Here is a 25,696-nt window from a genome sequence, read left to right as displayed (position 1 = left end):
GTTTATATGATGGAAAATCAAATGGAAAAACAAGAAGTAGTTATAGAGGCAAAAAATTTAGGTGTTTTCTTTAAAGCAGGGCAGCAAGAAGATTACAAGTCAAGAATGATGGACCTGCTATCTAAGAAAACGAAAGAAAAAGCAGATGCCGATTTTTGGCCAATTAGAGACTTGAATTTTCAAGCATACCAAGGAGAAATACTTGGAATTATTGGATCGAATGGTTCTGGTAAAACGACGCTTTGCAAAATGCTAACAGGGATACTTCGACCCGATTCAGGTGAACTTACTGTCGATGGGAAAGTTTCTTCCTTATTCTCACTCGGTATGGGGTTCAAGAAAGAATTGACGGGGAGAGAGAATGTTTATTTAAACGGAATGATGCTAGGTCAACACCGTAGAAAAATTGACGACTATATTGAAACGATTAAAGAGTTTTCCGACTTAAATGAGTTTTTTGAGCGGCCGATGAAGTATTACTCCAGCGGGATGAAGGCAAGATTGGGTTTCAGTGTTGCGTCTCATTTAGAACCAGAAATCCTCATCCTCGATGAAGCGTTAAATACTGGTGATAGAGCCTTTGGACAAAAAGCTGCTGAAAAAATGCAAGATCTAGTTAAAAAAGCAAAAATGGTCATTATCGTGACACATAGTTTAAGATATGCAAAGAGGAACTGTGACCGGTTAATCTGGCTTGAAAAGGGAGAAATAAAAGGGGTAGGAAAACCGGCGGAAGTGATTAAGGAATATAAAAAGACCGTTCCCCGCAGAGACAGAAAATCGGCAAAGGTTGAACTTGAGAAAATTACGACAACAGTAGGGAACGAATCTGTCATTAAAGCAGAAAATATGGGAATATCATTTAAAATTAATAAAGAAGAGTTTTGGGCATTGCGTAATATTACTGTCGATATTAAGGAAGGCCAAGTCGTCGGAATTATCGGTCATAACGGTGCAGGGAAAAGTACGCTTTGTAAAGTGTTGACGAATATTCTAAGTCCGGATGAAGGTACCCTTGTGATGAATGGGGAGACAACGTCTTTACTAAGTTATGGAGCAGGATTTAACGAGCAATTGTCAGGGATGGATAACATTTACCTAAATGGCATGTTACTAGGAATTCCGAAACAAAAAATAGATGAAAAATATCAAGAGATTGTTGATTTTTCCGAATTAAATCAACACATCGATAAGGCAGTCAAAAAATACTCCAGTGGAATGAAAGCGCGGCTAGGATTTAGTATTGCAGCGATGCTCAAACCGGATATTTTCATCATTGATGAGGCACTGTCGACTGGTGATATGGCATTTAAGCAAAAGGCTAGTGAAAAAATCCAGGAAATCATGGGGCAATCGAAAGCTGTCCTGATCGTGACGCATAGTATGAGTGTTGCAACGAAGATGTGTAATCGCGTGATTTGGATGGAAAAAGGACAAATCATGTATGATGGAGACCCTGAAGAAGCAGTTGTAAAATATCGCGCCAGAGTGGATGAGTTAAGGGCGACTAAAGAATAGCGGTGGTGAAAAATCATGTTGAGACGTGGGCGGAAATCTGTGACAAATGCAGTCGAATGGCTCTTATATAAGAAGTTAAAGTCGAGCTATAAAGAAAGACTTTCTAACATGTTAACCGATGATCAGAAAGCTTTATTAAAAAGGATCATAAAGCCTGGCGATAAACGAGCGCAATTAAAGAAAGTAGACAGATTGAAACATCGCCTTACAAGCCTTGGTTTTCAAGAGAAAGCTTTAACAGATTTAAAGGAACTCTATACGCAAGAAGAAGACATGTTTCTCAAAAAAATGGCAGGATACGAATTATTGGTGTGGTATGCAAATTTACATAGTGAAGACGGCGCGCAAAACGCGCTCAAAATCGGCTCGGAAATGCTCAATGTCGAAAAAGACAGCGATCGTCTCCGCAAATTGATCATTATGCTTGCAGAAAGCTATCAGACATTAGGTAAGACCGAAGCAGCAACGAAAATCATCGAACGTCTGCACAAAACCGATCAACATCCCGACGCGATTCTTGCGCTTGCAAATGTGCAAGAAAGCGACGAAAAGAAACTCTCATGGATCAATCACCTTTATCGAAACGAAGGGAGAGCAGAGATCCAATTTGCCGAAAATAAGTCCGCCGAGCATAAATATGATTTATTGACGACAGAAGACACAACAAAACGAATAGCAACTTCAGAGCAGTCAGCGAAAGTATCGATCATTGTACCAGTTTATAATGCCGCAGATAACGTTGATACAGCGCTTAACTCTTTACTAAAGCAAACGTGGCAAAATATTGAGATCCTCGTTGTTGATGACTGCAGTACCGACGAAACCGCGACAGTAGTGAAACAGATGATGGAGCTTGATGAGAGAATTAAATTTTATCAAACAGCGACTAACAGTGGTGCGTATGTGGCAAGAAATGTAGCTTTATCCGATGCGACGGGGAAGTATGTCACGATCAATGACGCAGATGACTGGTCTCACCCTGAAAAAATAGCGCTGCAAGTGCAACATTTAGAGAAGAACGCCAAGTTAATTGGAAACTTCAGTAACCAAGCACGATTATCGAATAATCTTGACTTTTATCGTCGTGGAAAATTCGGCGTGTATCTATTTGCAAACTTCTCATCCTTTATGTTTCGTCGAGAAGAAGTAATGAATGAACTTGGATACTGGGATTCTGTTCGATTTGCAGGAGATTCGGAGTATGTGAAAAGAATTAAGAAAATCTTCGGTGAAAAAGCTTTAGAAGAAATTGATTCTGCGCCAATGTCCTTTCAAAGACAAACTGATGATTCATTGACAGGAAATTCTGCTTTTGGCTTTCCGGGCTTTTTCATGGGTGCGCGTAAGGAGTATGCAGAGTCCCATGAACATTATCACGAAAGTTCAGAGAGCTTGAAGTATCCGTTCCCGATGGAGGCGAGACCTTACCCAATCCCAGAGCCAATGAAGCCAAATCGATCGACGAACAAAGAAGAGCGACGGCATTACGATGTACTGATTGCTTCCGAATTCCGATTGTTAGGCGGAAACAACATGTCTAACATTGAAGAAATCAAAGCACAAAAGCAAGCAGGGTACAAGACAGGTCTGATTCAGTTATCTCGATATGATTTAAACTCTGTCGAAAAAGTTAACCCGCACGTGCGTGATGTCATCGACGGAGAGCACGTGCAAATGATTGTTTATGGCGAGAAAGTAAGTTGCGATGTCTTGATTGTGAGACATCCACCCGCTTTACAGGAGTGGCAAAAGTATGTGCCGGATGTCGAAGCGAAGAAAGTGCATGTGATTGTCAACCAACCGCCGAAACGTGATTACAGTGAAACAGGTGAAACGCTATATCGATTCGACGACTGTCTAAATAACTTGAAAACATATTTTGATGCTAGTGGAATATGGTCTCCGATTGGTCCGGAAATACGCCGGACGTTAGAAGAACATCATTCAGAAGAGTTAGCCGGTATTGAACTAGCGGAAGAGGATTGGGTGAATATCATTAACGTCAGTGAGTGGAAACGGGATCAATATGTGCCGAAGCAAGGTACGATCAGAATTGGTCGTCATTCGAGGGATCAGTATGTGAAGTGGCCGGAAACACGCGAACAGATTGAGAAAGTATATCCATCTACAACTCCCTATGAGATTCACGTTCTTGGAGGAGCGAAGAGTGCTACCGACGTTCTTGGTGACCTTCCGAAGAACTGGCATGTGAAGCAGTTTGGCGAAGAAGCGCCACAAGATTTTTTGAAAAATATTGATGTGTTTGTTTACTACACCCATTCTGATTGGGTTGAAGCGTTTGGACGTGTGATGTTTGAAGCAATGGCAGCGGGCGTTCCTGTGATTATCGAGCCCAAATATCAGCAACTATTTGGTGAGGCGGCAATGTATGCCGAAGCGGACGAAGTGAAACAGGTAATTGAGGCTCTTATTGGTGATGAGAAACGATACGTAGAACAGGTTGAAAAGGCACAAGCCTATGTAGAAAACAATTTTGGCTATTCCAAACATATCGCGCGGATTGCGAGGGATATGAGTGGAAAGTGAAGCTTCGAAATCTAATAAAACCGACGATGATCAGATCAGGGAAGATATAGACAGCACATTAAATCAAGAAAAAGAAAAACAAGTCCGGCTGCTTGAAGAAAACAGGCAGTTGGAAAAAGAATTTGAGACGTACCAAAATAGTCTATGGATGAAAGCAATTCAAAAAGTGAACAGACTAAAATATTACCTAAGACAACTAATGAAAATTGTTTCTGGTAAAAGAGATTATAAAGATGTTTTTAGCAAACCGCACAAAAAGAAAAAAGCGAAAAAACGAATCAAGCAAGTCACCTACCGCTTGTATGATTTAGGTTTTTCAGAAAAAGCGCTCAAGGAATTGGAATCAATAGTTACCCGTTCAGACAACCAGTTTCTTGTTGAACTTGCCGAGTGGGAACTTGTTAGTTGGTATGCAAATAAAGCGACGCTCCCCGACTATCAAAAGGCAGCGAGTTATATGCACAAAGTAGCCAAAAAAAGATCCGGTCTCATCCCTAAAAGAAAATTAGTGTTAATGCAGGCAGAAATCTATACTCAATTGGGGATGAAAGAGTTAGCTGAGGATACATTAGCTGAACGGATGGAATATGAAAATCACATCGACTTGTTTTTCGGTATGGCTAATATAAAGGAAGAGTTCTCTGAGAAAATCGCATGTATTAACGATGCGCTGTCGATGAATGGACAAATCGAAATAGATCTCCATCCAAATGAAAACAATAATAAAACGGCGTACGATCGATTGCAGTCGACAGCAAGAACCCTAGCTAACCAAACAAGCAATATCGAGGATATAAAGGTATCGATTATTGTCCCATCTTTTAATGCGGAAGAAAATATTGCAACGACGATGGATAGTTTGCTAACGCAAACGTGGACAAATGTCGAAATCATTGTCGTCGATGATTGCAGTAAAGACAACACGTTAGAAATCATTCAATCGTATGCAGCGAAAGACCAGAGAGTTAGCTTCTTGCAGAACGAGGAGAATTCTGGTCCATATGTAGGTAGAAACAGAGCGTTGGATATGGCTACTGGTGACTTTATTACGATTAATGATGCCGATGATTGGTCACATCCAGAGAAAATCGCCTACCAAGCGAAACATTTAATCACCCATCCAGACGTTGTCGCAAATACGTCCTTACAAGCGCGACTAACGGAAGACTTGACGTTTTTTAGACGAGGGAAAGCTGGTGTATATGCATTCGCAAATATGTCGTCGCTAATGTTCAAAAGAGAGATTATCAAGAATAAAATTGGATATTGGGACAGCGTTCGCTTTGGTGCAGATGCCGAATTTAAAAAAAGGTTAATCCACGTTTTTGGAAAAGAAGCGGTACAAGACTTAAATCAAGGCGTGTATTCTTTTCAACGGCAAACGACCGGTTCGCTTACAGGAAGTTCGACATTTGGCTATCATGGATTTTTTATGGGCGCACGTAAAGAGTATCGTGAAGCCTATTTGACGTATCACGAAAGTGCAGTGGAATTGAAGTATCCTTTTCCAATGGAAACACGGCCATTTCCAATTCCAGAACCAATGCAGCCAATCCGACCGAAAACGAAAGAAGCGATTCGCCACTTTGATGTGCTGATTGCTTCGGAATTTCGTCTGTTAGGTGGGACGAACATGTCCAACATCGAAGAAATCAAAGCGCAGAAACGCGAAGGACTTCGAACAGGGCTGATACAATTCTCAAGGTACGACTTGAACTCAGTCGACCGAATCAATCCGAATGTACGTGATACGATTGACGGAGATCTCGTGCAAATGATTGTTTATGGGGAAAAAGTCAGTTGTGATGCTCTGATAGTCAGACATCCACCTGCTTTACAGGATTGGCAGAAGTACGTTCCTACAATTGAAGCTAAAAAGGTTCATGTGATTGTCAATCAACCGCCGAAACGAGACTACAGTGAAACAGGCAAGACACTGTATCGAATCGAGGACTGCTTGAACAACTTGCAGAAGTACGTTGGTCAACGTGGATCATGGTTTCCTATTGGGCCAGAAATACGCCGTGTGCTAGAAGAGCATCATGCTGATGAGTTAGCAACGATCGACTTAGCGAGCTCCGACTGGGTCAATATTATCGACGTTAACGAATGGAAGCGGGACCGATATGAACCGAAACAAGGTGTAATCCGGATTGGGCGTCACTCGAGAGATCAGTATGTAAAATGGCCAGAAACCAGCGAGAAGATAGAGGCTGTATATCCATCGACATCTCCTTATCAAATTCATGTTCTCGGTGGAGCGAAAAGTGTAATGAAAATAATTGGCAAACTTCCGGAGAATTGGATAGTGAAACAATTTGGAGAAGAAACACCGCAGCATTTCTTGAAAAATATTGATGTGTTTGTCTATTATACCCATTCCGATTGGGTGGAAGCATTTGGTCGCGTCATGTTTGAAGCGATGGCTGCGGGCGTACCCGTGATTATTGAGCCAAAGTATGAGAAACTATTTGGAGAAGCGGCGATGTATGCCAAAGAGGACGAAGTGAAAGGGACGATCGAGAAACTGATGAATGATGAGACCTTGTATCAAAAACAAGTAGCAAAAGCGCAAGCGTATGTCGAAAAGAACTTTGGCTATTCCAAACATATCGCACGGATTGCGGGGGATGTACGTGGATGATCAACGTCAACAACAAATAATCGATAGGACGAAAAAGGAAAACGAATCGAAGAAATTGTACGAAGATAATAGACAGTTGAAAAAAAGAAACGCCCACATTAAAAATAGTAAGGCATGGAAAATCGGGAATGTTATATTTAAGCCTTTTAGGATGATGAATCGACTGTTGAAAAAGAAACCGTCGACAAAAAAACAATACATCGATGAGCTAGAAAAGCAAAAATATTACTTAGATCGCCAAGTAATAGCTTTAACAGAGAAACTAGAAATTCAACGAGATCAATTACAGATTCTCGCTAACGAATCGAGTAAATCGACGAAAGAGACGATTCGTGTAATAAGCAAAGACCCTAATTCGTTAGAGATGATTTTTGCTATTGTCGATGATCTGAAACAAACGAGAAAATCAAAGCAACAGACCCTCGACGCCATTGTAAATCAATTTAATTATTTAACAGGCGACGATAAAAAGAAACTCGTGTTCACAAAATTATTGGAAGCATATGACTTAAGTGAAATTCCTGAAAAAATCATTCGTCATTTGGAAGAAGATGCGGACTTAGAAAGCGATCAACTAATTGCTTCTTTCAAAACAAATTTGGCATTTCGATCGACGATGCGGAAATACCATCCATATTCATATGATCAGCTTTTAGATACAAAGTCCTCCGCTTATGATTTAGTAGACAAGATTAATGTCCGTCGACCTGTAACAAGCAAATCGACATATTCATTGAATCAGATAACTTTCAACGAAAAAACAGTTGTTAAACCACTAGATTCAGCGGGCGGAAGAGGCGTGTATATCATTTATACGGAAAAAAAGATCCAAAGAGTAAAAGATTCCACTATTTTTCAAGGGTACGATGAATTAAAATATAAGATGAACGAAGATCTTACTAAAGGTCTTGTTAGTAAAGATGAATGGTTTTCTGAAGAACTGATTATTGAAGCCCAAGAAGGTACGCCAGCAAGAGATTTGAAGTTCTATTGTTTTTACGGGGAAATTGGCGTGGTACTAGAGATTGTTCGATCTCCTCATCTACAATATTGTTGGTGGGATAACAAAGGAAATATGATTCGAACAGGTAAATATGAAAATGAATCTTTCAAAGGTATTGGTTTCTCAGAAGCAGAACGAGATACAGTGTTAGAAATAAGTCGCAACATTCCTGTTCCATTTATGAGAATTGACTTTTTGAAGACGGAAAATGAGTTTGTATTCGGAGAATTTACTCCGAAACCAGGTAATTACGATGAATTTAATAGTGAAACGGATCGTTGGTTAGGGCAGCTTTATTTAGACGCTGAATATCGACTTGTCGAAGATTTAATGAATGGAAAAACGTTTTACCAGTTCAAAGATATATATAATGATCATGAAGAGGCTGGGAAGGTCGATGAGGAGGAAGAATCATGACAGAGGAGTCTAATGGCAACTTTTTGCCCCATTTAACAGAAGAGATGGTAACAGAAGCAAAAGGGCCAGAGTTAGATGCTTTCGCCATTGCATTAGAAGGTTGGCGCCGTGGAATGACGTTAAAGTGGTATGCAAAAAATGCCGAAACGTTCCATGGGATGAATGTATGGAACGTAGAAAAACCAGGTAAATTATTTTCACTCGCTTCCAATGAAGGTTTTCATTGTTTTTTTAGAAGCCGAGGCGACTTGGTGACAAACGATGCGGTTGAGATATGTATGGACAAGCATCGTACGAAGGAAATCCTGCAAAAGTACTCTGTTTCGGTACCTGGAGGAAAAACGTTTAAATCAGTGACAGAAACAGAGGACGTGTTAATGTATGCGCATGAACTTGGTTTCCCTGTCGTTGTAAAGCCAGTTGATGGTAGTTTCGGCCGAGGCGTTTACTCAAATATTAAAAGCTCCGAGGAATTAACCGAAGTGTTGGCAAAACAATCTCAATCAGTAAACGGACCAGATTTTATTGTTGAACGGTTTATCCCGGGTGATGAATACCGTGTCTATGTTGTAGGTGAAGAAGTTGTTGGAGTGATCAAGAGAGTTCCAGCCAACGTAACAGGGGATGGAGAACGAACGATTAAAGAATTAATTGAAATTAAAAACGAAGAACGAGATCTGAACCCAAGATTGTCTAGCTGTCCGATTGTTATAAATGAGGAAATGATAAATTATCTCAAGGAGAATGACTATACGCTGGACACCGTTATACCTGATAAAGAACTCATTAAACTAACAGAAAAAAGCAATATATCAATTGGTGGTGATCCAATTAGTATCGAGATTGGTTCTGTTGGAAAAGTTCGTGATGAGGCAATCAAAGCAGTAACCGCGGTAGACGGTTTGCCCCATGGAGCTGTTGATGTGATCTGGGATAAAACGAGTGGGGACGTAGCTGTATTGGAAATCAATCCATCTGCGCAAATTGGATCGCTACTATTTCCGATGGAAGGGCCATCGTTTGACATTCCTTCTGCTATTATTGATTATTATTTTCCAGAAACGAAAAACATTAAAGTGGAAAAAGAAAAACTATATTTTGATTTATCGGACGTTTTATTCCCATTAAAGTCAAAAACAAGTGTGGTAACGAAGGTTACACCAGCTTTCTTAGGTGAGATTCACGTGGTGAAATATACAGTCACTGGAGATGTTGGTGGGATTGATTTTCATAGAGGGCTTAGAAAGCAGGCTTTTGAACGCGACTTGAGTGGCTTTGTGATGAACCATAGTGACGAAACGATGGAAGTTATTGTCGCAGGTAAAGATATTGATTGTGTGAAAAACTTTGAGCAGGCAATCTGGCAAGACCGTGAAAGGTCTGTCGTAGAACGTGTTGAATCATCTGCCTATACAGGCCCTGTCAAGATAGGGTTTGAAATTAAAGCAGATTTGAAAACACAGTTAGAAGAATTAAATTTTTTAAAATATGAAGTGGAACAAACTGAAAAAAAATACAAAAAATTAAAGAAAAGAAATGACCAATTAAGAAGCAGCCTTTCCTGGAAAATTTCTTCCCCGATAAGAGTTGTAGGGGACACAGTTAAATTGTTTAGAGTGAAGAGGTAAAGCATGTTAATCGGAGGTATAAAACGATGAACCAAGCAATCACATTGCCACATTTAACAAATGATATCGTGAACAGTGCAAGGAAAACACGACTATGCGCTTATACAGTTGCCCTTGAAGGGTGGCGACGAGGGCTGACATTAAAATGGTATACAAAAGACAGTGAAAAGTTTAAAGATATGGTCATTTTTGGAGTGAATCCCCCAGGTAGATTATTTTCGTTGACTTCAGATACGAAAACACATTATTTCTTTCGCACGAGAGGAGATAAAGTTACGAGTGAAGCGGTGGAAATTGGTTCAGATAAAGACTTAACGAAAGTCTGGTTGGAAAAATCAGGTATCCCTATTCCGAAAGGATTTGGATTTGATGCAAGTCATAGTGAAGACGACATCGTCGAAGCAGCCAAGAAATTGAATTACCCTGTCGTATTAAAACCAACGAACGGTAGTTTAGGTTACGGTGTTGTAACAAACATTGAATCAGAGAAACATTTAAGAAAAACGATCAATTACGTTCGAAATCAACTCGAATATGCTGAAGTTGTTCTAGAAGAACATAAACAAGGTCTGGAATACCGGGTGTATGTGATCGAAGACAAAGTGATCGCAGCGTATAACCGTGTTCCTGCAAATATTAAAGCAGACGGTGTTCATACAATTGAAGAACTTATTTCGTTGAAAAATATAGAAAGAAAGAAAAATGCAAGACTGCATAGCTGTTTAATCGAATTTGACGTCGAGATAGAAGAGTTTCTAGAAAAAGCAGGGTATAACTATGAAAGTGTTCCTCCAAAAGGGGAGAAAATTTATTTGCGAGAAAAGACAAATGTCTCTTCTGGTGGAGATCCAATCGATGTAACTGATGAAATACCTGAGTATTATAAAAAAGTAGCGATTGATGCAGTCAAAGCGGTGCCTGGTTTCCATCACGGTGGCGTTGATATTATTGTGGATGATACAAAGCCACTTGAAGAATCTGCAGTTGTTATTGAACTTAATGCAACAGCACAAATTGGAGGTATCCTATATCCACTAAGAGGTAAAGCTCGAGATATCCCAAAGGCGATTATAGACTACTACTTCCCTGAAACACAAGGTATAGACACGTCAAAATCAACTGTTTATTTTGACTTGCTAACAGCAATGGAGCCATTGGAGAATCGTTCTGCAATAGAGGTACAAATTTGTCAGGCTCCTAAAGGTGAATTATTTAGAAAGAAATATACGTTAACTGGAGAAGTAAATAGGCAAAGCTTTCATCATGCTATTAGCATCTATGCGCAAACCAATGGCATTCACGGAGGAATTAACAAAAATTTTAATGGTGAAATTGATTTAATAGTTGGATCTGATCAAAAAGAAAAACTAACTGATTTTAAAACGTATATTAAAGAAATAAAGCATCTTGCAAAAGTGGAAAAGATTCATGAAGAGTCTTGGAAAGACCCAATTAAAGTTGGTTTTGAAATCAATGAAAACTTTAATGTGAGTAAAAAAGAAAGTGTCAATCAAGCACTAAAAAGACTGAGAAGAGAACATAAAAAGCTCACTAAGGAAGTTTACAACTTAGAAAAAGATAATCTTAATATTGTTTCGAGTAGTTCATGGAAATTAAGCGGTGCAATTCGAAATATGAAAAATAAAATGAATAGATCTTAGTCCGATATTATATGTAAGTACTTTCTAAAAGGAGATGTTTTGATGGGTAACAACAGTAAAAAAATAACATTGGCCGCCACTGGAGATGTGTTACTTCATGATAGAGTTTACAAGAAAGCTAAAAAAAGAGGAGAATCAGGATACGATTTTAGTGAGTTAATGAATGAAGCGAGGCCTTTATTTGAAAAAGGCGATTTGAAAATAGTTAACCAAGAGTCAATTATCGGAGGAGTAGAACTAGGCCTATCCAACTATCCTAATTTTAACAGTCCTGTAGAAATCGGCTACCTTCTAAAAGAATATGGTGTTGATATTGTTAACTTGGCAAATAACCACATCCTTGATAAAGGAGAAAAAGGGATATTAAAGTCGATCGATAACTGGAATGAAATTGGTCTTCCTTATGTAGGAGCATACAATTCGCTTGAAGATCAACAGACTCTTCGTATTTTTAATAAGAATGGTTTACGTGTATGTTTCCTATCTTACACGAAAAGAATGGCAGGAATGAAAATTCCAAAAGGGAAGGAATATTTAGTAGATTCATTTGAGGGAGCGACTGTAACAAAGATCGCCAAATTTATTAGAAGTTTGAAAGCGAAAGGGTTATCAGATGTTATCGTTGTATCGATACATTACGGAAAAGAATACCATATGCTTCCGACAGCTGACCAAAAAGAAATTACAGCTACCATCTCTGATGCCGGTGCAGATGTCATATTAGGACACCATCCACACGTATTGCAACCACCTGAATACATATTTAATTCAAGAGGAACAGAATCTTTTGCGATTTATTCATTAGGAAATTTCTTCTCGGGACAAAAAGGAATCTATCGACAAATAGGAGGATACTTAACAATTGATATTGAAAAGCCTTCTGATGAAAGTCCGCTACTAAAAATCGGTAAACCTACTATGCAATTGACCTATGTAGACAGTACAGACGATAAAACGTTTAAACTGCATTTGTTGAAAGATGTCGTCGCTGAAAGAGAAATTATAAAAACGCACATGGGTGACTTTGAATCGCAACAAGTATATGACAAAATTACAAATCATTTAAAAAAATGGATTCCTGAATTTGACGTAACGTGATATAGATCATAAATGAAACTATAAAAGGATGGTAATTATGAAAGAAAGAAAAGTGACGTACCTACCTCAACTTGAGAACTCGATTCCTTTGGAAGCACATGGGTATTCTGTCAGCATGTACAGTTTAGCTCTTGAAGGTTGGCGAAGAGGATTGAAGTTAAAATTTGTAAATCGAAATAGAAGAAGATCAGAGGTAGAATATTCTTTGTCTAACGATGGAAATGAACATTTTTTTTCTGTCGTTAAAGGAGATGCAATACCGAGATCAGCCACAAAAATTTGCCTAAATAAGCAGTTAACCAAAGATAATCTCATTAAAGCCGGTGTTCCTACACCAGACGGAGAAACATTTGGAAATGATGTTAAAGATGAGTCAATTACTCGTTATGCGAGTGAACTTGGTTATCCGGTTGTTTTGAAACCCTCAAATGGCACTGCTGGAGCAGGGGTAATTGCAAATATAAAAAATGAAGATGAATTCAAAGAAGCGTTATCTTACGTAAAATATGATTTGAAGTTTTCGGAATTAATTGTGGAGAAGTTTGCAACAGGGGAAGATCATCGGATGTATGTGATAGATGATCAAGTTGTCGCGTCTTTTAAGAAAATTCCAGCTAATGTTATTGGAAACGGTAAGGATACGATAAATCAACTGTTAGAAGACAAAAACTTAGAACGGACAAAAACACCAGCATTAAGTAACCGACCAATAACAGTTGATAAAGAATCAGATACTCTGCTTCGTTCGAAAGGGTACACACTCGATAGCGTTCCACCAATGGGTGAAATTGTCTATTTAAAAACGAAGAACAACGTCTCTTCTGGTGGTGACCCAATTGATGTCACTGATGATATTAGCGATGAATTGAAGCAAATTGCGATTGATGCTGCCAAATCTATTCCAGGACTCGTTCAATGTGGTGTAGATATGATTATCGATCAAGACAAAGGGACTGGTGTCGTTCTTGAAGTGAATTCTAGACCGCATATTACCGCTCACTTGTTCCCGATGGAGGGGAAGGCAAGAGACATTCCAAAACATGTCGTTGATTACTACTTTCCAGAAACGAAACAAGCAGAATTTAACACCAACGTAGCCTTTTACTTCGACTTTAAAACAATTTTTGATGCGCTAAACAGAGGTGTTTGTGAAGAGTTTACTGTACCGAAAATTCCTGAAGGTGAACTGACCTCGACACGATTTAGAATAAAAGGTGAAAGACTAAATGAAGCCTATCAGAAATGGGTTCGTGGGCAGGCATTGAAATTAAATTTGCATGGATATGTAAAAAAACTCACTAATGGAGAAACGTCAATTGTCGTTTCTGGTCCAAACGATTCGATAACTAAATTTAGAGACATTGTCAAAAAACAAAGTCCAAACAAATCAAAAGTTAAGGCGGTAGATGAAAAAAATTGGGACAAACCGGTTAGAATTGGGTTTGAGATAGGCTCAGCGGGTCAATCGGTTAAAAAAGATTCTCCCCGCCCTCAAAAGAGTCATTCGAAAACTGGTGAAGTTGAAGGCTATCAGCCAGTCAAATTGGAAGAAGTATTTAAAAAGAATCCAAATGTAAAGAAACATTCATTAAGAAAAACACATTCTGTAGAGAAAGAAAGAGACTTATATAAGAAAAAGTACAACGAGATTGAAAAAAGTACGCTTTGGAGGGTGACTCGTCCGATACGTTCATTAAGCGATTTAGCGAAATCTTTTAAAAAGACAAAATAAGTAGGCTAGAAAGGAATGTCCCGTTCATAATTACTATATGAACGGGACATTCCGAATGATAACAACTACGGGTGGACCGATTACAATGTGCAATAAAAACGGTGAGGGGTTGGGAAATTTTGCAGAAAATAAAATACATAATTTTGGTAATGCTTGCACTTTTATTAATACCTCAAAGTATATTAGCGGAAGAGTTGAATGAGAAGGGACAGATCGAGACTAATGAGGAAGAAGAAAAGCAAGTAAATCAGGAAGAACCTGAAAATATTAATCAAGTGAACTCAGAAACAAATGACAGCGATGATATTATCGAAAATCAAGAGAATCTAGAAGAAAACGAACCTACTTCGAGCCAAGACGGTGATGAACTTGAAGTAGAGATTGAAGATTCGACTTCAGAATCAGAAGATGCAAATGATTTGGAAATTCAGTCTGTAGACGAACCGGAAGCCGATCCAGAAGAAGAGGCTCCTCAGGTCAACTCAGATTTTGAGTTTGGCGATCGTCACGAGCGAATCGTCGAATTGAAAGAAGGTTTGAATCAGATAGGATTTGGGACGATTCTTGTCACCGAATATTTTGGCAATTTTACAGCAACGCAAGTTCGTTCGTTCCAGGAATATTACGGTTTGCCAGTGACAGGAGTTGCAGATGAAGAGACATTTGACATGCTAGATAGTGTCTTAAATCATCCATATCAAGAAGGAAAAAGTCACGCTGACTTAGTTGATTTTAAAGTGAAATTGAACTGGATGGGTTACGGTCATATCTTAGTGACAGAAAACTTTGGATCATGGATGGATTCACGCGTGAAAGCATTCCAACAAGATCATAACCTTGCTGTCAGTGGAGTTATTGAACCTATCACAGAAGCCGCGCTAAACGAAACATTCGCTAGTATATTTAAACAAAACAATCGACATGAAAGTATTATAGAATTAAAAAATATGCTGAACCAAACGAGTTTTGGAGGCATTCTAGTCTCAAATTTGTATGGATCATACACGGCCACTAGAGTCAGCCAATTCCAAGAGTACTACGGCTTGGAAGCGACAGGCGAAGCAAATCTGGCAACGTTGAAGAAGTTGGAAGAAGTGTTGGACACGCCATTTCAAGAAGGGCGCCGTCATCCCGATACAATCGAATTGAAGGAAGGATTAAATCGATTAGGGTTTGGAACAATTCTAGTTTCAGATTTATATGGTTCCTTTACGAAACAACAAGTAGCGGCATTTCAAGACACGTACGGACTCCGACCAACGGGGATCGCACATGAGTTGACATGGGCGAAATTGAATGAACTATTAAACAGTCCCCTTCAAGAAGGTCAGAGTCATAACGACTTGATAGACTTGAAGCACAAGTTGAATTGGACTGGATACGGCCATATTTTAGTAACTGAGAACTATGGTTCATGGATGGCATCACGCGTAGAGTCATTTCAGAAAGATCATGGCCTACCAGTGAGTGGCATCATTGATGATAAAACACGAACGGCTATCGAGCGCACATTTGAGCAAGGGTTTAAAGAAGGGAACCGTAACCCTGGAGTTCGTCAAATGAAAGAAGGCTTGAACAAGTTAGGGTTTGGGAACATCCTCGTTTCAGATTTGTACGGATCTTTCACTGCTAAACAAGTTACGAGTTTTCAAGATTACTATGGATTGCAATCTACAGGGCAAGCCAATTTAGCAACCTTGAAACAGATAGATGAGTTGGTAGACAGTCCTTTCCAAGAAGGGAACCGACATAGTGATATTCCAGCCATCAAGGAACAAATGAATCAAATAGGCTTTGGTTATATTACGGTGACAACGCTTTTCGGTTCGTATATGGATCAGAAGGTCAGAGATGTTCAAGATTATTATGGTTTACGAGTGAATGGCATTCTTGATGATCCTACGCAAACCAAAATCAATGACGTGTTTAACAGTCCGCATAGACAGGGGATCAGGGACGAGGAAACAATTGCTTTGAAAGAGCGACTAAATCGAATCGGATTTGGAAATATATTAGTGTCAGATCTATATGGGTCGTTTACAGAAAAAAAAGTAATTGACTTCCAAAAACATTATGGACTTGTCGAAAATGGAATTGCAGATGAGCCTACTTGGGAAAAAATAAATGAAATTTATAATTCGCCATACCAATTAGGAAAAACGCACTCAAATATACCTGGATTTAAACGGACTTTAAATGCAATTGGTTATGGTTCTATATCTGTGACAAACTATTTTGGTAGTTTCACAGAATCTAAAGTGATAGAGTTTCAGAAAGACCATAATATTCCTGCTAGTGGAATTATTGAAAAAGAAACAAGACAGTTGTTAGACCGTTACGAGCGTTATCAAATTCCAAGAAATAGCCCTTTAATTGTTAATGGACGAAGTACCTATTCATACAATCAGATGTTGACGGATATAGACAAACTATTGAAACAATATTCAGGATTAACGGAGAAAAAAGTCATTGGCAAATCAGTTGACGGAAGAGATATCGTTGCAGTTAAAGTGGGTAAAGGTAGCCGTGAAGTATTTTTTAATGGCTCCCATCATGCTAGAGAACACATGACCACAAATCTAATGATGAAAATGATGGACGAATATGCACACCACTATTCTGCTCATACAAACATGGGAAATTACAATGTTAGGTGGGTTCTCAATGATGTTTCAATATGGTTTGTGCCAATGGTTAACCCTGATGGAGTCATGCTTGTTCAAGAAGGTGCATCTTCAGCGAATAATCCATCTGCCGCGATTGCGTTAAATAATGGTAGTACTAATTTCCGCCATTGGAAAGCCAATGTCCGCGGAGTCGATTTAAATAGACAATATCCGGCACGATGGGACACTATCGTTAACACGGCAAGTAGTCCAGGGAGTGAACTATATAAAGGGCCAAATCCCTTATCTGAACCTGAAACAAAGGCAGTTTACGACTTTATTAACGACCACAATTTTCGGGCAGTCCTTTCTTATCATTCGTCTGGAGAAGTTCTTTTCACAAGATATAATGTATCATATCCCTATTCACAGTCGATAGCGAACGGTGTATCATCATTAACAGGGTATAATGTTATCAATTTACAAGCTAGCCCAGGCGGAGGAGGTCTAACAGATTGGGTTATTTTGAACAAAAGAATTCCAGCATTAACGCCAGAAATTTCACCATACGTGGGAAATCGTCCTGTTCCGTTAAGCAATTGGAATAACATTTGGAATCAAAATAGGTTAGTAGGTCTTTATACCGCTAATATGGCAAGATATTAACAATGAGTGCGATGGTAAAAAGATAAAAATATTCACACATTACATGCTGTTCAAACATTATAAAATAGAGTGCTAACATGGAATAGGAGATGTATGAATATGCCATTTAAAAAAATGATGTTTATATTATTCGCCTTTATTATTTTTCAGTCATTTACAAACATGGAAACTGGTTATGCAAATAGCCCAGTAGATAATGAGTCTAATAATAGTAATGAAGAAATAGTAGAAGAATTACTAGAAGAAAACTCAGATGAAGAAACATCTGAAATAACAGAACCAGCAGAAAATGAAAATAAAGAACACGAAGATGAGCCATCAGAACCTGAAATGCCAGTAGAAGATGGGGATGAAGAACTCGAAGAACAGCCTACTGAAGCCGAAGGAGATTCAGCGGATAATGAGGTGGACGAGGAAAGTTCGGTAGAAGAAAATACCGACGATTCGGAAAATGATCAATCAGGAAACGAAATGGAAGGGGACGAGGAAGACGAAACCCCTGCGAAAAATTCAGACTTTGAGTTTGGTGATCGTCACGAACGCATCATTGAATTAAAAGAGGGTTTGAACCAGATTGGATTTGGAACGATCCTTGTCACCGAATATTTTGGCAACTTCACTGAAACAAAAGTACGAGCTTTCCAAGATTATTACGACTTACCTGTGACAGGAATAGCAGATGAAGCGACATTTGAAAAGCTTGAAAGTGTCTTCGATCATTCATATCAAAAAGGTAAAAGTCACGCAAACTTAGCTGACTTAAAAGTAAAGCTGAACTGGATGGGCTACGGTCATATCCTAGTGACAGAAAACTTTGGTTCTTGGATGGAGTCACGTGTAAAAGCTTTCCAACGAGATCATGGTCTTGCAGTTAGTGGAATTATTGAACCTATCACAGAAACGAATATGAACGAAACATTCGCTAATATTTTTAAAGTCAACAATAGACATGCGAGTATCGTAGATTTGAAAGAGTTGTTAAACCAAACAAGCTTTGGGGGCATTCTTGTATCGGACCTTTATGGTTCCTATACGTCGACTCGTGTTCGTCAATTCCAAGAGCATTACGAGTTGGAAGCAACAGGTGAAGCAAATCTAGAAACGATAAAAATGTTAGAGGACGTGTTAGATACACCTTTTAGAGTAGGGAATCGTCACCCTGATACGATTGAACTGAAAGAAGGATTGAATCGTTTAGGGTTTGGGCCAATCCTTGTATCGGATTTGTATGGTTCCTTTACGAAACATCAAGTTACAGCGTTTCAAGAAGCTTACGGTCTCCAATTAACGGGGATTGCAAATGATGCGACGTGGACGAAATTGAATGAACTATTAGATAGTCCTCTTCAAAAAGGACGTAGTCATGGAGATTTGATTGACTTAAAGCAGATGTTGAATTGGACAGGATACGGTCATATCTTAGTGACGGAGAACTATGGTTCTTGGATGGAGTCACGCGTACGATCATTCCAACAAGATCACGACCTACCAGTGAATGGGATTATCGATGAAAAAACACAACTCGCTATCGAAAGTACATTCGAACAGGGCTTTGCAGAAGGTAATCGTAACCCTGGAGTAATACAGATGAAAGAAGGGTTGAACAAACTAGGCTTCGGGAACATTCTCGTGTCCAATTTGTATGGCTCTTTTACTGCTCAACAAGTTCGTAGTTTCCAAAAATACTATGGTTTGGAAGCAGTAGGACAAGCTGATTTAGCGACGTTGAACAAAATTAACGAGCTTCTAGATACCCCTTTTCAACCAGGGAAGCGTCATGATGACTTGCTAAACATTAAGGATCAAATGAATGATATTGGTTTTGGTTATATTACTGTGACGACACTTTTCGGCTCGTATACGGAGCAGAAAGTCAAAGAACTTCAAGAGTACTACGGCTTGCGAGTGAATGGTATTCTTGATGAACCGACTAAAACAAAAATTGAAGAAGTGTTTAACAGCCCCTTCCGCGTTGGAAAGCATCATGAGGACACAATAGATATCAAAAATAAACTGAACAGCTTAGGTTTTGGTAAAATTATCGTGTCTGATTATTATGGAGAATTTACAGAACAACAATTGAAGAAATTTCAAGCCAGTTATGGGTTAGTAGTAAATGGTATTGCTGACGAACCAACGATGGACTTGTTAAATCAATTATCTAGTTTGTCGGAATTTGAATTGGAAGTAGTACTCTTAACCAATATTGAAAGAGAAAAAGAAGGTTTGTCGTCATTACTCATCGATCAACATGTTTCCAATGTAGCAAGAGAAAAATCAAATGATATGATTGTAAATGGTTACTTTAATCATGAAAGCCCTCAATATGGCACACCATTTGACATGTTAACCGAGTTTGGCGTGCCATACCGGTATGCTGGGGAAAATATTGCTGCTGGACATTCGTCACCTTCTCGTGTAGTCACTGCATGGATGGAGTCTCCAGGACATCGGTTTAATATTATGAATTCATCATTTACGCATATTGGTGTAGGCTATGATGTTGGTGGAGAATACACGCACTATTGGACGCAAATGTTCATCGGAAGATAAATACTAGAAGGATAGATGATACTATGAATGGAAAATCATTCATAGTATTTTTCAATAGCTACTTGATTTTGGAAAAGATTCTACCGATAATAGACTATGTAAGAACTAATAGGGGGTGTCGCAGTTAGTGAGATGGAAGAATATAATATTATTTACATTTTTGACTCTATTCGCTATAGTCATTTTTCCAGGTAGTAGTATCGCAGAGGATAATGGACAAGTGGTGGAAGAAAGCAACGAAGTAAATGATTCAAGCGATTCAGACAGTCAAGAAACAGATGAGGAAACAACAGAACCTAAAGAAGATAAAGGAGATGTTGAAGAGGACGCCGAGTCGAATGAACCAGAAGATCAGGGTTCAGAAGAGGAAATTGACGAAGAGACTGTTGAAAGTCAAGGTGAAAGTGACACTCAAGTAGACTCCGAGAATGAGAATGAAGATTCGGAAATGAAAGTGATGAATGCTACGTCCAATTCAGATTTCAAAGTCGGAGATAACCATGAGCGGATCATTGACTTGAAAGAGGGCTTGAACCAGATTGGCTTCGGAACAATTCTTGTCACCGATTATTTTGGGAACTTCACTGAAACACAAGTTCGTGCATTCCAAGACTATTACGGATTACCAGTGACAGGAATTGCAGATGAAGCAACTTTTGAGAAGCTTGATAGTATTTTGGATCATCCATATCAAAATGGAAAAAGTCACGCAAACTTAGCTGATTTCAAAGTTAAGCTGAACTGGATAGGCTACGGTCATATCTTAGTGACGGAAAACTTTGGTTCGTGGATGGAGTCACGTGTAGAAGCGTTCCAGCGAGATCATAATCTCGCTGTTAGTGGAATTATTGAGCCTGTCACGGAAGCGAAGATTAATGAGACATTCGCTAGTATTTTCAAAGTCAACAATAGACATGCGAGTATCGTAGATTTAAAAGAGATGTTAAATCAAACAAGTTTTGGCGGCATTCTCGTATCAGACCTTTATGGTTCCTTTACGTCAACTCGCGTTCGTCAATTCCAAGAGCATTACGAATTGGAAGTGACAGGTGAAGCGAATATCGAAACGTTGAAAAAGTTAGAAGATATTTTGGATACACCTTTTCAAGAAGGTATCCGTCATCCTGACACGGTTGAACTAAAAGAAGGACTAAATCGTTTAGGGTTTGGACCGATTCTTGTATCAGATTTGTATGGTTCGTTCACGAAACATCAAGTCGCAGCTTTTCAGGAAACGTACGGTCTTAGCCCTACAGGAATTGCTACAGATGCAACTTGGGCGAAGATGAATGACCTACTTGACAGTCCATTGCAAGAAGGGCGTAGTCATAATGATTTGATTGAGATTAAGGAAAAGTTAAATTGGACAGGCTACGGTCATATTGTAGTGACTGAAAACTATGGTTCATGGATGGCATCACGAGTACGGTCATTTCAGCGAGACCATGACTTACCAGTGAGTGGCATCATCGATGATAAAACGCGTGCCGCAATCGAAAGCACATTTGAACAGGGATTCACAGTAGGTAAGCGTAATCCAGGAGTTATTGAGATGAAAAAAGGATTAAATAAACTGGGCTTTGGGAACATTCTCGTGTCCGATTTATTTGGATCCTTCACCGCTCGGCAAGTTGCTAGTTTCCAAGACTACTATGGATTGGGAACATCAGTTCAAGCTACATTGGACAAAATTGAGGAATTGTTAGACACACCTTTACAACAAGGTCGAAGTCATCAAGACTTAATTGACATTAAACACAAATTGAACTGGACAGGCTATGGTCATATCGTTGTGACTGAAAACTACGGCTCATGGATGGCATCGCGTGTACGCTCATTTCAAGACGATCATGGCCTTCCTGTTAGCGGAATGATTGATGATAAAACGAAAGCTGCGATTGATCGCACTTTTGAAAAAGGTTTTACAGAAGGTAACCGGAATCCTGGAGTTATTGAGATGAAGGAAGGTTTAAATAAGCTAGGTTTCGGAAACATTCTTGTATCGGACTTGTATGGTTCATTTACGGCTCAACAAGTTCGTAGTTTCCAAGAATATTATGGTTTGGATGCTACGGGAAAAGCGAATTTAGCTACCTTACACAAGATCGAAGAATTATTAGACAGCCCATTACAACAAGGTCGAAGTCATAGTGATCTTCCTGCTTTAAAAGAAAAATTGAATCAACTAGGATTTGGTGAAATTCTAATATCAGATTACTTTGGTTCCTTTACTACTTTGAGAGTACAACAGTTCCAAGATTACTATGGTTTAATAGTAAATGGGATGTTAGATGAACCAACACAGCAAAAAATCAATGATGTACTGAATAGCCCTTTCAGTGAAGGGAACAGGCATGATGATACACCGGCATTGAAACAGAAATTAAATCACCTTGGTTTTGGTTACATCAGTGAAACGACTCTTTTTGGATCTTATATGAAACAAAAAGTTGAAGAATTCCAAGGGCACTTTGATTTAGCTGTTAATGGGATTGCGGATGAACCGACAAGACGAAAAATCAATGATGTATTCAACAGTCCTTACCAAGTAGGCAAAAGTCATCCCGATATGATTGGGTTTAAAGAACAGTTGAATGACATTGGATACGGGTATATCTCCATTAGTGAAACGTTTGGAGATTTTACTGAACAAAAAGTGAAACAATTCCAAGAAGACATGGGACTACCTGTCAGTGGGATTTTGGATGAAGTGACGATTCGTGTCTTACAAAGTACATTTGAAAGACAACCGATCACACTTTATACGGAGTATCCTATTTCTTTAGAGGATGCATTAGATATACAAATGTCAATGAATCCTCCGCCTCAGACAGATAAATACAGAAATGATCCGGGGTTTGTTCGGACATCTAATTTAGACTTCTTTGAACGAGGTGCTATTACTGGTAGTGGTGTGAACGTTAGAACAGAACCTGATTCTGGATCTGGAAGTGGTAATATTGAAGCAAATCTATCTAATGGCACAACATTTGATTATATTAAAACAGTTAGAGGCAACTCAGTTGGTGGAAGCCGTGATTGGTATGAAATTAGATATGACGGTAAAACATTGTATGTCCATAGCTCGTTAGCTAGTAAAGACGGAGGCTCTTATGCAAAATTAAAAACAGCTTCGAATATTTACCAGTCTAACAGCACAAATAGTCATATCTTCTATAGAGCATCGAGTGGAAGTGAGTTTTCTATTGTGCAAAGAGGGAGTACTTGGACACAATTATCCGTCAGAACTTGGCGCAATGCGAAACGCAATGAAGCTAAGGAATATTTTGATCCTGAAAAACAAGATATCTTTCAACACCTAGTGCTTTCATCGAGTCCGGAAGTATCTAGTAGTCAAATTAACAACATCCTTAATGATCGAGGGATATTACACGGCAAAGGCGCTGCTTTTATCCAAGGAGCAAGGGAACATGGTGTAAATGAAATTTACTTAATTTCACATGCTTTCTTGGAAACAGGAAGTGGTTCGTCTCAACTATCAACTGGAGTAAGAGTAGGTAAGAATTCTAATGGTACATTGGTACTTGAGACTCCAAGCAATAAAAATAACTTAACTGATACGAAAACAACATATAATATGTTTGGGATCGGAGCCTTTGATAGTGATGCTCATCGGGCAGGAGCAGTAAGAGCTTATGAAGAAGGTTGGTTTACTCCTGAATCAGCAATTGTAGGAGGAGCCAAATTTATTGGTGAACGTTATATCCATAATGCATATGGTCAAAACACAATTTACAAAATGCGTTGGAATCCAGCTAACCCAGGATATCCACAATATGCAACAGATATGGCTTGGGCGGCGAAACAAGTTGCTACTATCAAGTCGATGTATAATCAGTTAGAACAACCTATGATGGTATTTGACATACCGAAGTATCGATAATTTCAAAGTTAAATAGTTTCAAAGCAAGTTTTACCCGAATGATGGATTGTACAAACGTCCATTATTCGGGTATTTTTTGTACTTTAAGGATGTTTAACTTCGCTAAAGGATGAAAGTATAAGATAAAGACAGGGCAAAGTTTTTCTAATGTGAAAAATACAAATATCATTCAAATATACCAATTTCCAAATATGGTGGATAATCCTTTGTGTTAATATTATAATGTAAGTCGAGAAATGTTTACATTAAGCTTGCGTGTAGATAATTAAGACACTCTTGCTTCTGATAAAGAAAGAGGTTTTCCAAATGACGAACATCGGCGACTCAAGGGTTCATAAATTTATTTTGATTTCAGGCGATTTACTTTGCATTCTCATGGCTTATATTAGTGCGTTCTACATCAGATATTTGGATTTTCCTAACCGGAACTGGGATGCGTTTATCTCCTTACTACCGTGGATCCTCCTAATAGGACTGTTCTTTATCTCTGTCTATGAACTGTATTCGCTTGATCGAAAAAATTCAATCAGTGATATTCTTAGGAAAATTCTCGTCGCGGTTGCGATGATGAGCTTTTTTACGATGGCTGGTTCTTACTTATTCCGTGAATTTGCAATGCCTCGTTCGGTTGTATTAATTGCAAGTATTTTCATGGTGATATTATTACTCTTGTTCAAAGTGGCGTATTTAAAACTAACAAGAAGAAATGTCGTTGGGAAAGTGCTACTGATTGGTAATGAAGGGAATACAGAGAAATTAATAAATAAGATCAAACATCCGATGCTTAAGGGTACGGATGTAAAGCATATTCAACAGAGTACGCCAATTGAAAAAATCGACTTCTTACTTGAGGAATCTGACTATGTTGTGTTGTGTACAGATATATCGAAAGAAACGAAATCACAAGTGATTTATCATGCAATGGAACGAAATAAAGTTGTTTACGTCATTCCTACGTTGTATGAACTACTCTTGCAACGAGCGACTATTTCACCACTCGAAGATACGCTCGTGATGGGTGTGAAACCATTTGGCTTAACATGGGACAAAGTTTTTGTGAAGCGATTATTTGACTTCGTGGCTTCCTTATTGATTCTAGTAATCATCTCGCCAGTGTTGTTATTTGTGGCAATCATAGTTAAATTAGAAGATCGAAAAGGTGACATCATATACTCGCAAGAACGATTGGGAAAACACGATAAACCATTCACCATTTATAAATTTCGCTCGATGATCAGTGGGGCAGAATCTGGGACAGGACCAGTATTAGCATCGACGAATGATACACGAATAACGAAAGTTGGTAAATTTATTCGATCGACGAGGTTGGACGAGCTCCCACAAATCTTTAATGTTATTAAGGGCGATATGTCGCTTGTAGGTCCAAGGCCAGAACGAGAATTTTTTATTAAAGAACTTGCACAAAAATATTATCACTATGGTTATCGCAATCGCGTGCAACCCGGGATCACTGGATACGCACAAGTAATGGGGAAATATACGACTCAAGTTGATGATAAACTACGGTTTGACCTTTATTATATTCGGAATTACAGTCTATGGCTTGATATTATCATTATCTTAAAGACGTGCCTTGTCGTGTTTGATAAGTCTAAATCTGAGGGAGAAGAGGTTACATCTTCTTCGGAAAACGATAATGCGAACGAAAATAACGAAGAAAAGATAGAACAGAAAAGGAATTCGAGGAGACATGTCTGA

At 38.8% G+C, this 25,696-nt stretch carries 12 protein-coding genes; all 12 read left to right on the top strand.

The window, feature by feature from the left end:
- Positions 1–9 precede the first annotated feature (9 nt).
- A complete protein-coding gene (locus ACM26V_RS15950; protein WP_416151896.1) occupies positions 10–1,518 on the top strand; it encodes an ABC transporter ATP-binding protein in 1,509 nt (502 codons plus the stop codon).
- Positions 1,519–1,533: 15 nt separating this feature from the next.
- Positions 1,534–4,065 carry a glycosyltransferase gene (locus ACM26V_RS15945; protein WP_416147718.1) on the top strand — a complete coding sequence of 844 codons (2,532 nt, stop codon included), beginning with the start codon at positions 1,534–1,536 and terminating at the stop codon, positions 4,063–4,065.
- Positions 4,055–6,709 (top strand): glycosyltransferase, encoded by a 2,655-nt coding sequence (locus ACM26V_RS15940; RefSeq protein WP_416147717.1) that lies wholly within the window; start codon positions 4,055–4,057, stop codon positions 6,707–6,709. The genes ACM26V_RS15945 and ACM26V_RS15940 overlap by 11 nt, the downstream gene beginning before the upstream one ends.
- Entirely contained in the window at positions 6,702–8,129 is a 1,428-nt protein-coding gene (locus ACM26V_RS15935; RefSeq protein ID WP_416147716.1) for an ATP-grasp fold amidoligase family protein, read from the top strand. The genes ACM26V_RS15940 and ACM26V_RS15935 overlap by 8 nt, the downstream gene beginning before the upstream one ends.
- Positions 8,126–9,757, top strand: a complete 1,632-nt coding sequence (locus tag ACM26V_RS15930; RefSeq protein WP_416147715.1) for an acylphosphatase — start codon at positions 8,126–8,128, stop codon at positions 9,755–9,757. Before ACM26V_RS15935 ends, ACM26V_RS15930 begins: the two co-directional genes overlap by 4 nt.
- 26 nt (positions 9,758–9,783) lie before the next feature.
- Complete coding sequence (locus tag ACM26V_RS15925) at positions 9,784–11,418, top strand: acylphosphatase (RefSeq protein ID WP_416147714.1); 1,635 nt, start codon at positions 9,784–9,786, stop codon at positions 11,416–11,418.
- Between the two features lie 42 nt (positions 11,419–11,460).
- The gene (locus tag ACM26V_RS15920; RefSeq protein ID WP_416147713.1) at positions 11,461–12,516 is read left to right on the top strand and encodes a CapA family protein; all 1,056 of its coding nucleotides are present in this window, start codon (positions 11,461–11,463) and stop codon (positions 12,514–12,516) included.
- Positions 12,517–12,553: 37 nt separating this feature from the next.
- Entirely contained in the window at positions 12,554–14,248 is a 1,695-nt protein-coding gene (locus ACM26V_RS15915; RefSeq protein WP_416147712.1) for an acylphosphatase, read from the top strand.
- 119 nt (positions 14,249–14,367) lie between these two features.
- A complete protein-coding gene (locus tag ACM26V_RS15910) occupies positions 14,368–17,520 on the top strand; it encodes a peptidoglycan-binding protein (RefSeq protein WP_416147711.1) in 3,153 nt (1,050 codons plus the stop codon).
- Between the two features lie 99 nt (positions 17,521–17,619).
- The gene (locus ACM26V_RS15905) at positions 17,620–20,073 is read left to right on the top strand and encodes a peptidoglycan-binding protein (protein ID WP_416147709.1); all 2,454 of its coding nucleotides are present in this window, start codon (positions 17,620–17,622) and stop codon (positions 20,071–20,073) included.
- A gap of 127 nt (positions 20,074–20,200) precedes the next feature.
- Positions 20,201–23,977: a peptidoglycan-binding protein gene (locus tag ACM26V_RS15900; RefSeq protein ID WP_416147708.1), complete on the top strand. Its 3,777-nt coding sequence runs from the start codon at positions 20,201–20,203 to the stop codon at positions 23,975–23,977.
- 306 nt (positions 23,978–24,283) lie between these two features.
- The gene (locus ACM26V_RS15895) at positions 24,284–25,696 is read left to right on the top strand and encodes a sugar transferase (protein ID WP_416147707.1); all 1,413 of its coding nucleotides are present in this window, start codon (positions 24,284–24,286) and stop codon (positions 25,694–25,696) included.

This window comes from Salipaludibacillus sp. HK11 (genome assembly GCF_047795645.1).
Taxonomy (GTDB): Bacteria; Bacillota; Bacilli; order Bacillales; family Salisediminibacteriaceae; genus Salipaludibacillus.
Note: the sequence above shows the minus strand (reverse complement) of the source record. Positions and strands in the feature narration are given on the sequence as shown.

Bases quoted from the DNA above. Each gene is read 5' to 3' on its own strand.
- ACM26V_RS15920 (WP_416147713.1), top strand. From the start codon at position 11,461: ATGGGTAACAACAGTAAAAAAATAACATTGGCCGCCACTGGAGATGTG.
- ACM26V_RS15930 (WP_416147715.1), top strand. From the start codon at position 8,126: ATGACAGAGGAGTCTAATGGCAACTTTTTGCCCCATTTAACAGAAGAG.
- ACM26V_RS15915 (WP_416147712.1), top strand. From the start codon at position 12,554: ATGAAAGAAAGAAAAGTGACGTACCTACCTCAACTTGAGAACTCGATT.
- ACM26V_RS15950 (WP_416151896.1), top strand. From the start codon at position 10: ATGGAAAATCAAATGGAAAAACAAGAAGTAGTTATAGAGGCAAAAAAT.
- ACM26V_RS15925 (WP_416147714.1), top strand. From the start codon at position 9,784: ATGAACCAAGCAATCACATTGCCACATTTAACAAATGATATCGTGAAC.
- ACM26V_RS15905 (WP_416147709.1), top strand. From the start codon at position 17,620: ATGCCATTTAAAAAAATGATGTTTATATTATTCGCCTTTATTATTTTT.
- ACM26V_RS15945 (WP_416147718.1), top strand. From the start codon at position 1,534: ATGTTGAGACGTGGGCGGAAATCTGTGACAAATGCAGTCGAATGGCTC.
- ACM26V_RS15895 (WP_416147707.1), top strand. From the start codon at position 24,284: ATGACGAACATCGGCGACTCAAGGGTTCATAAATTTATTTTGATTTCA.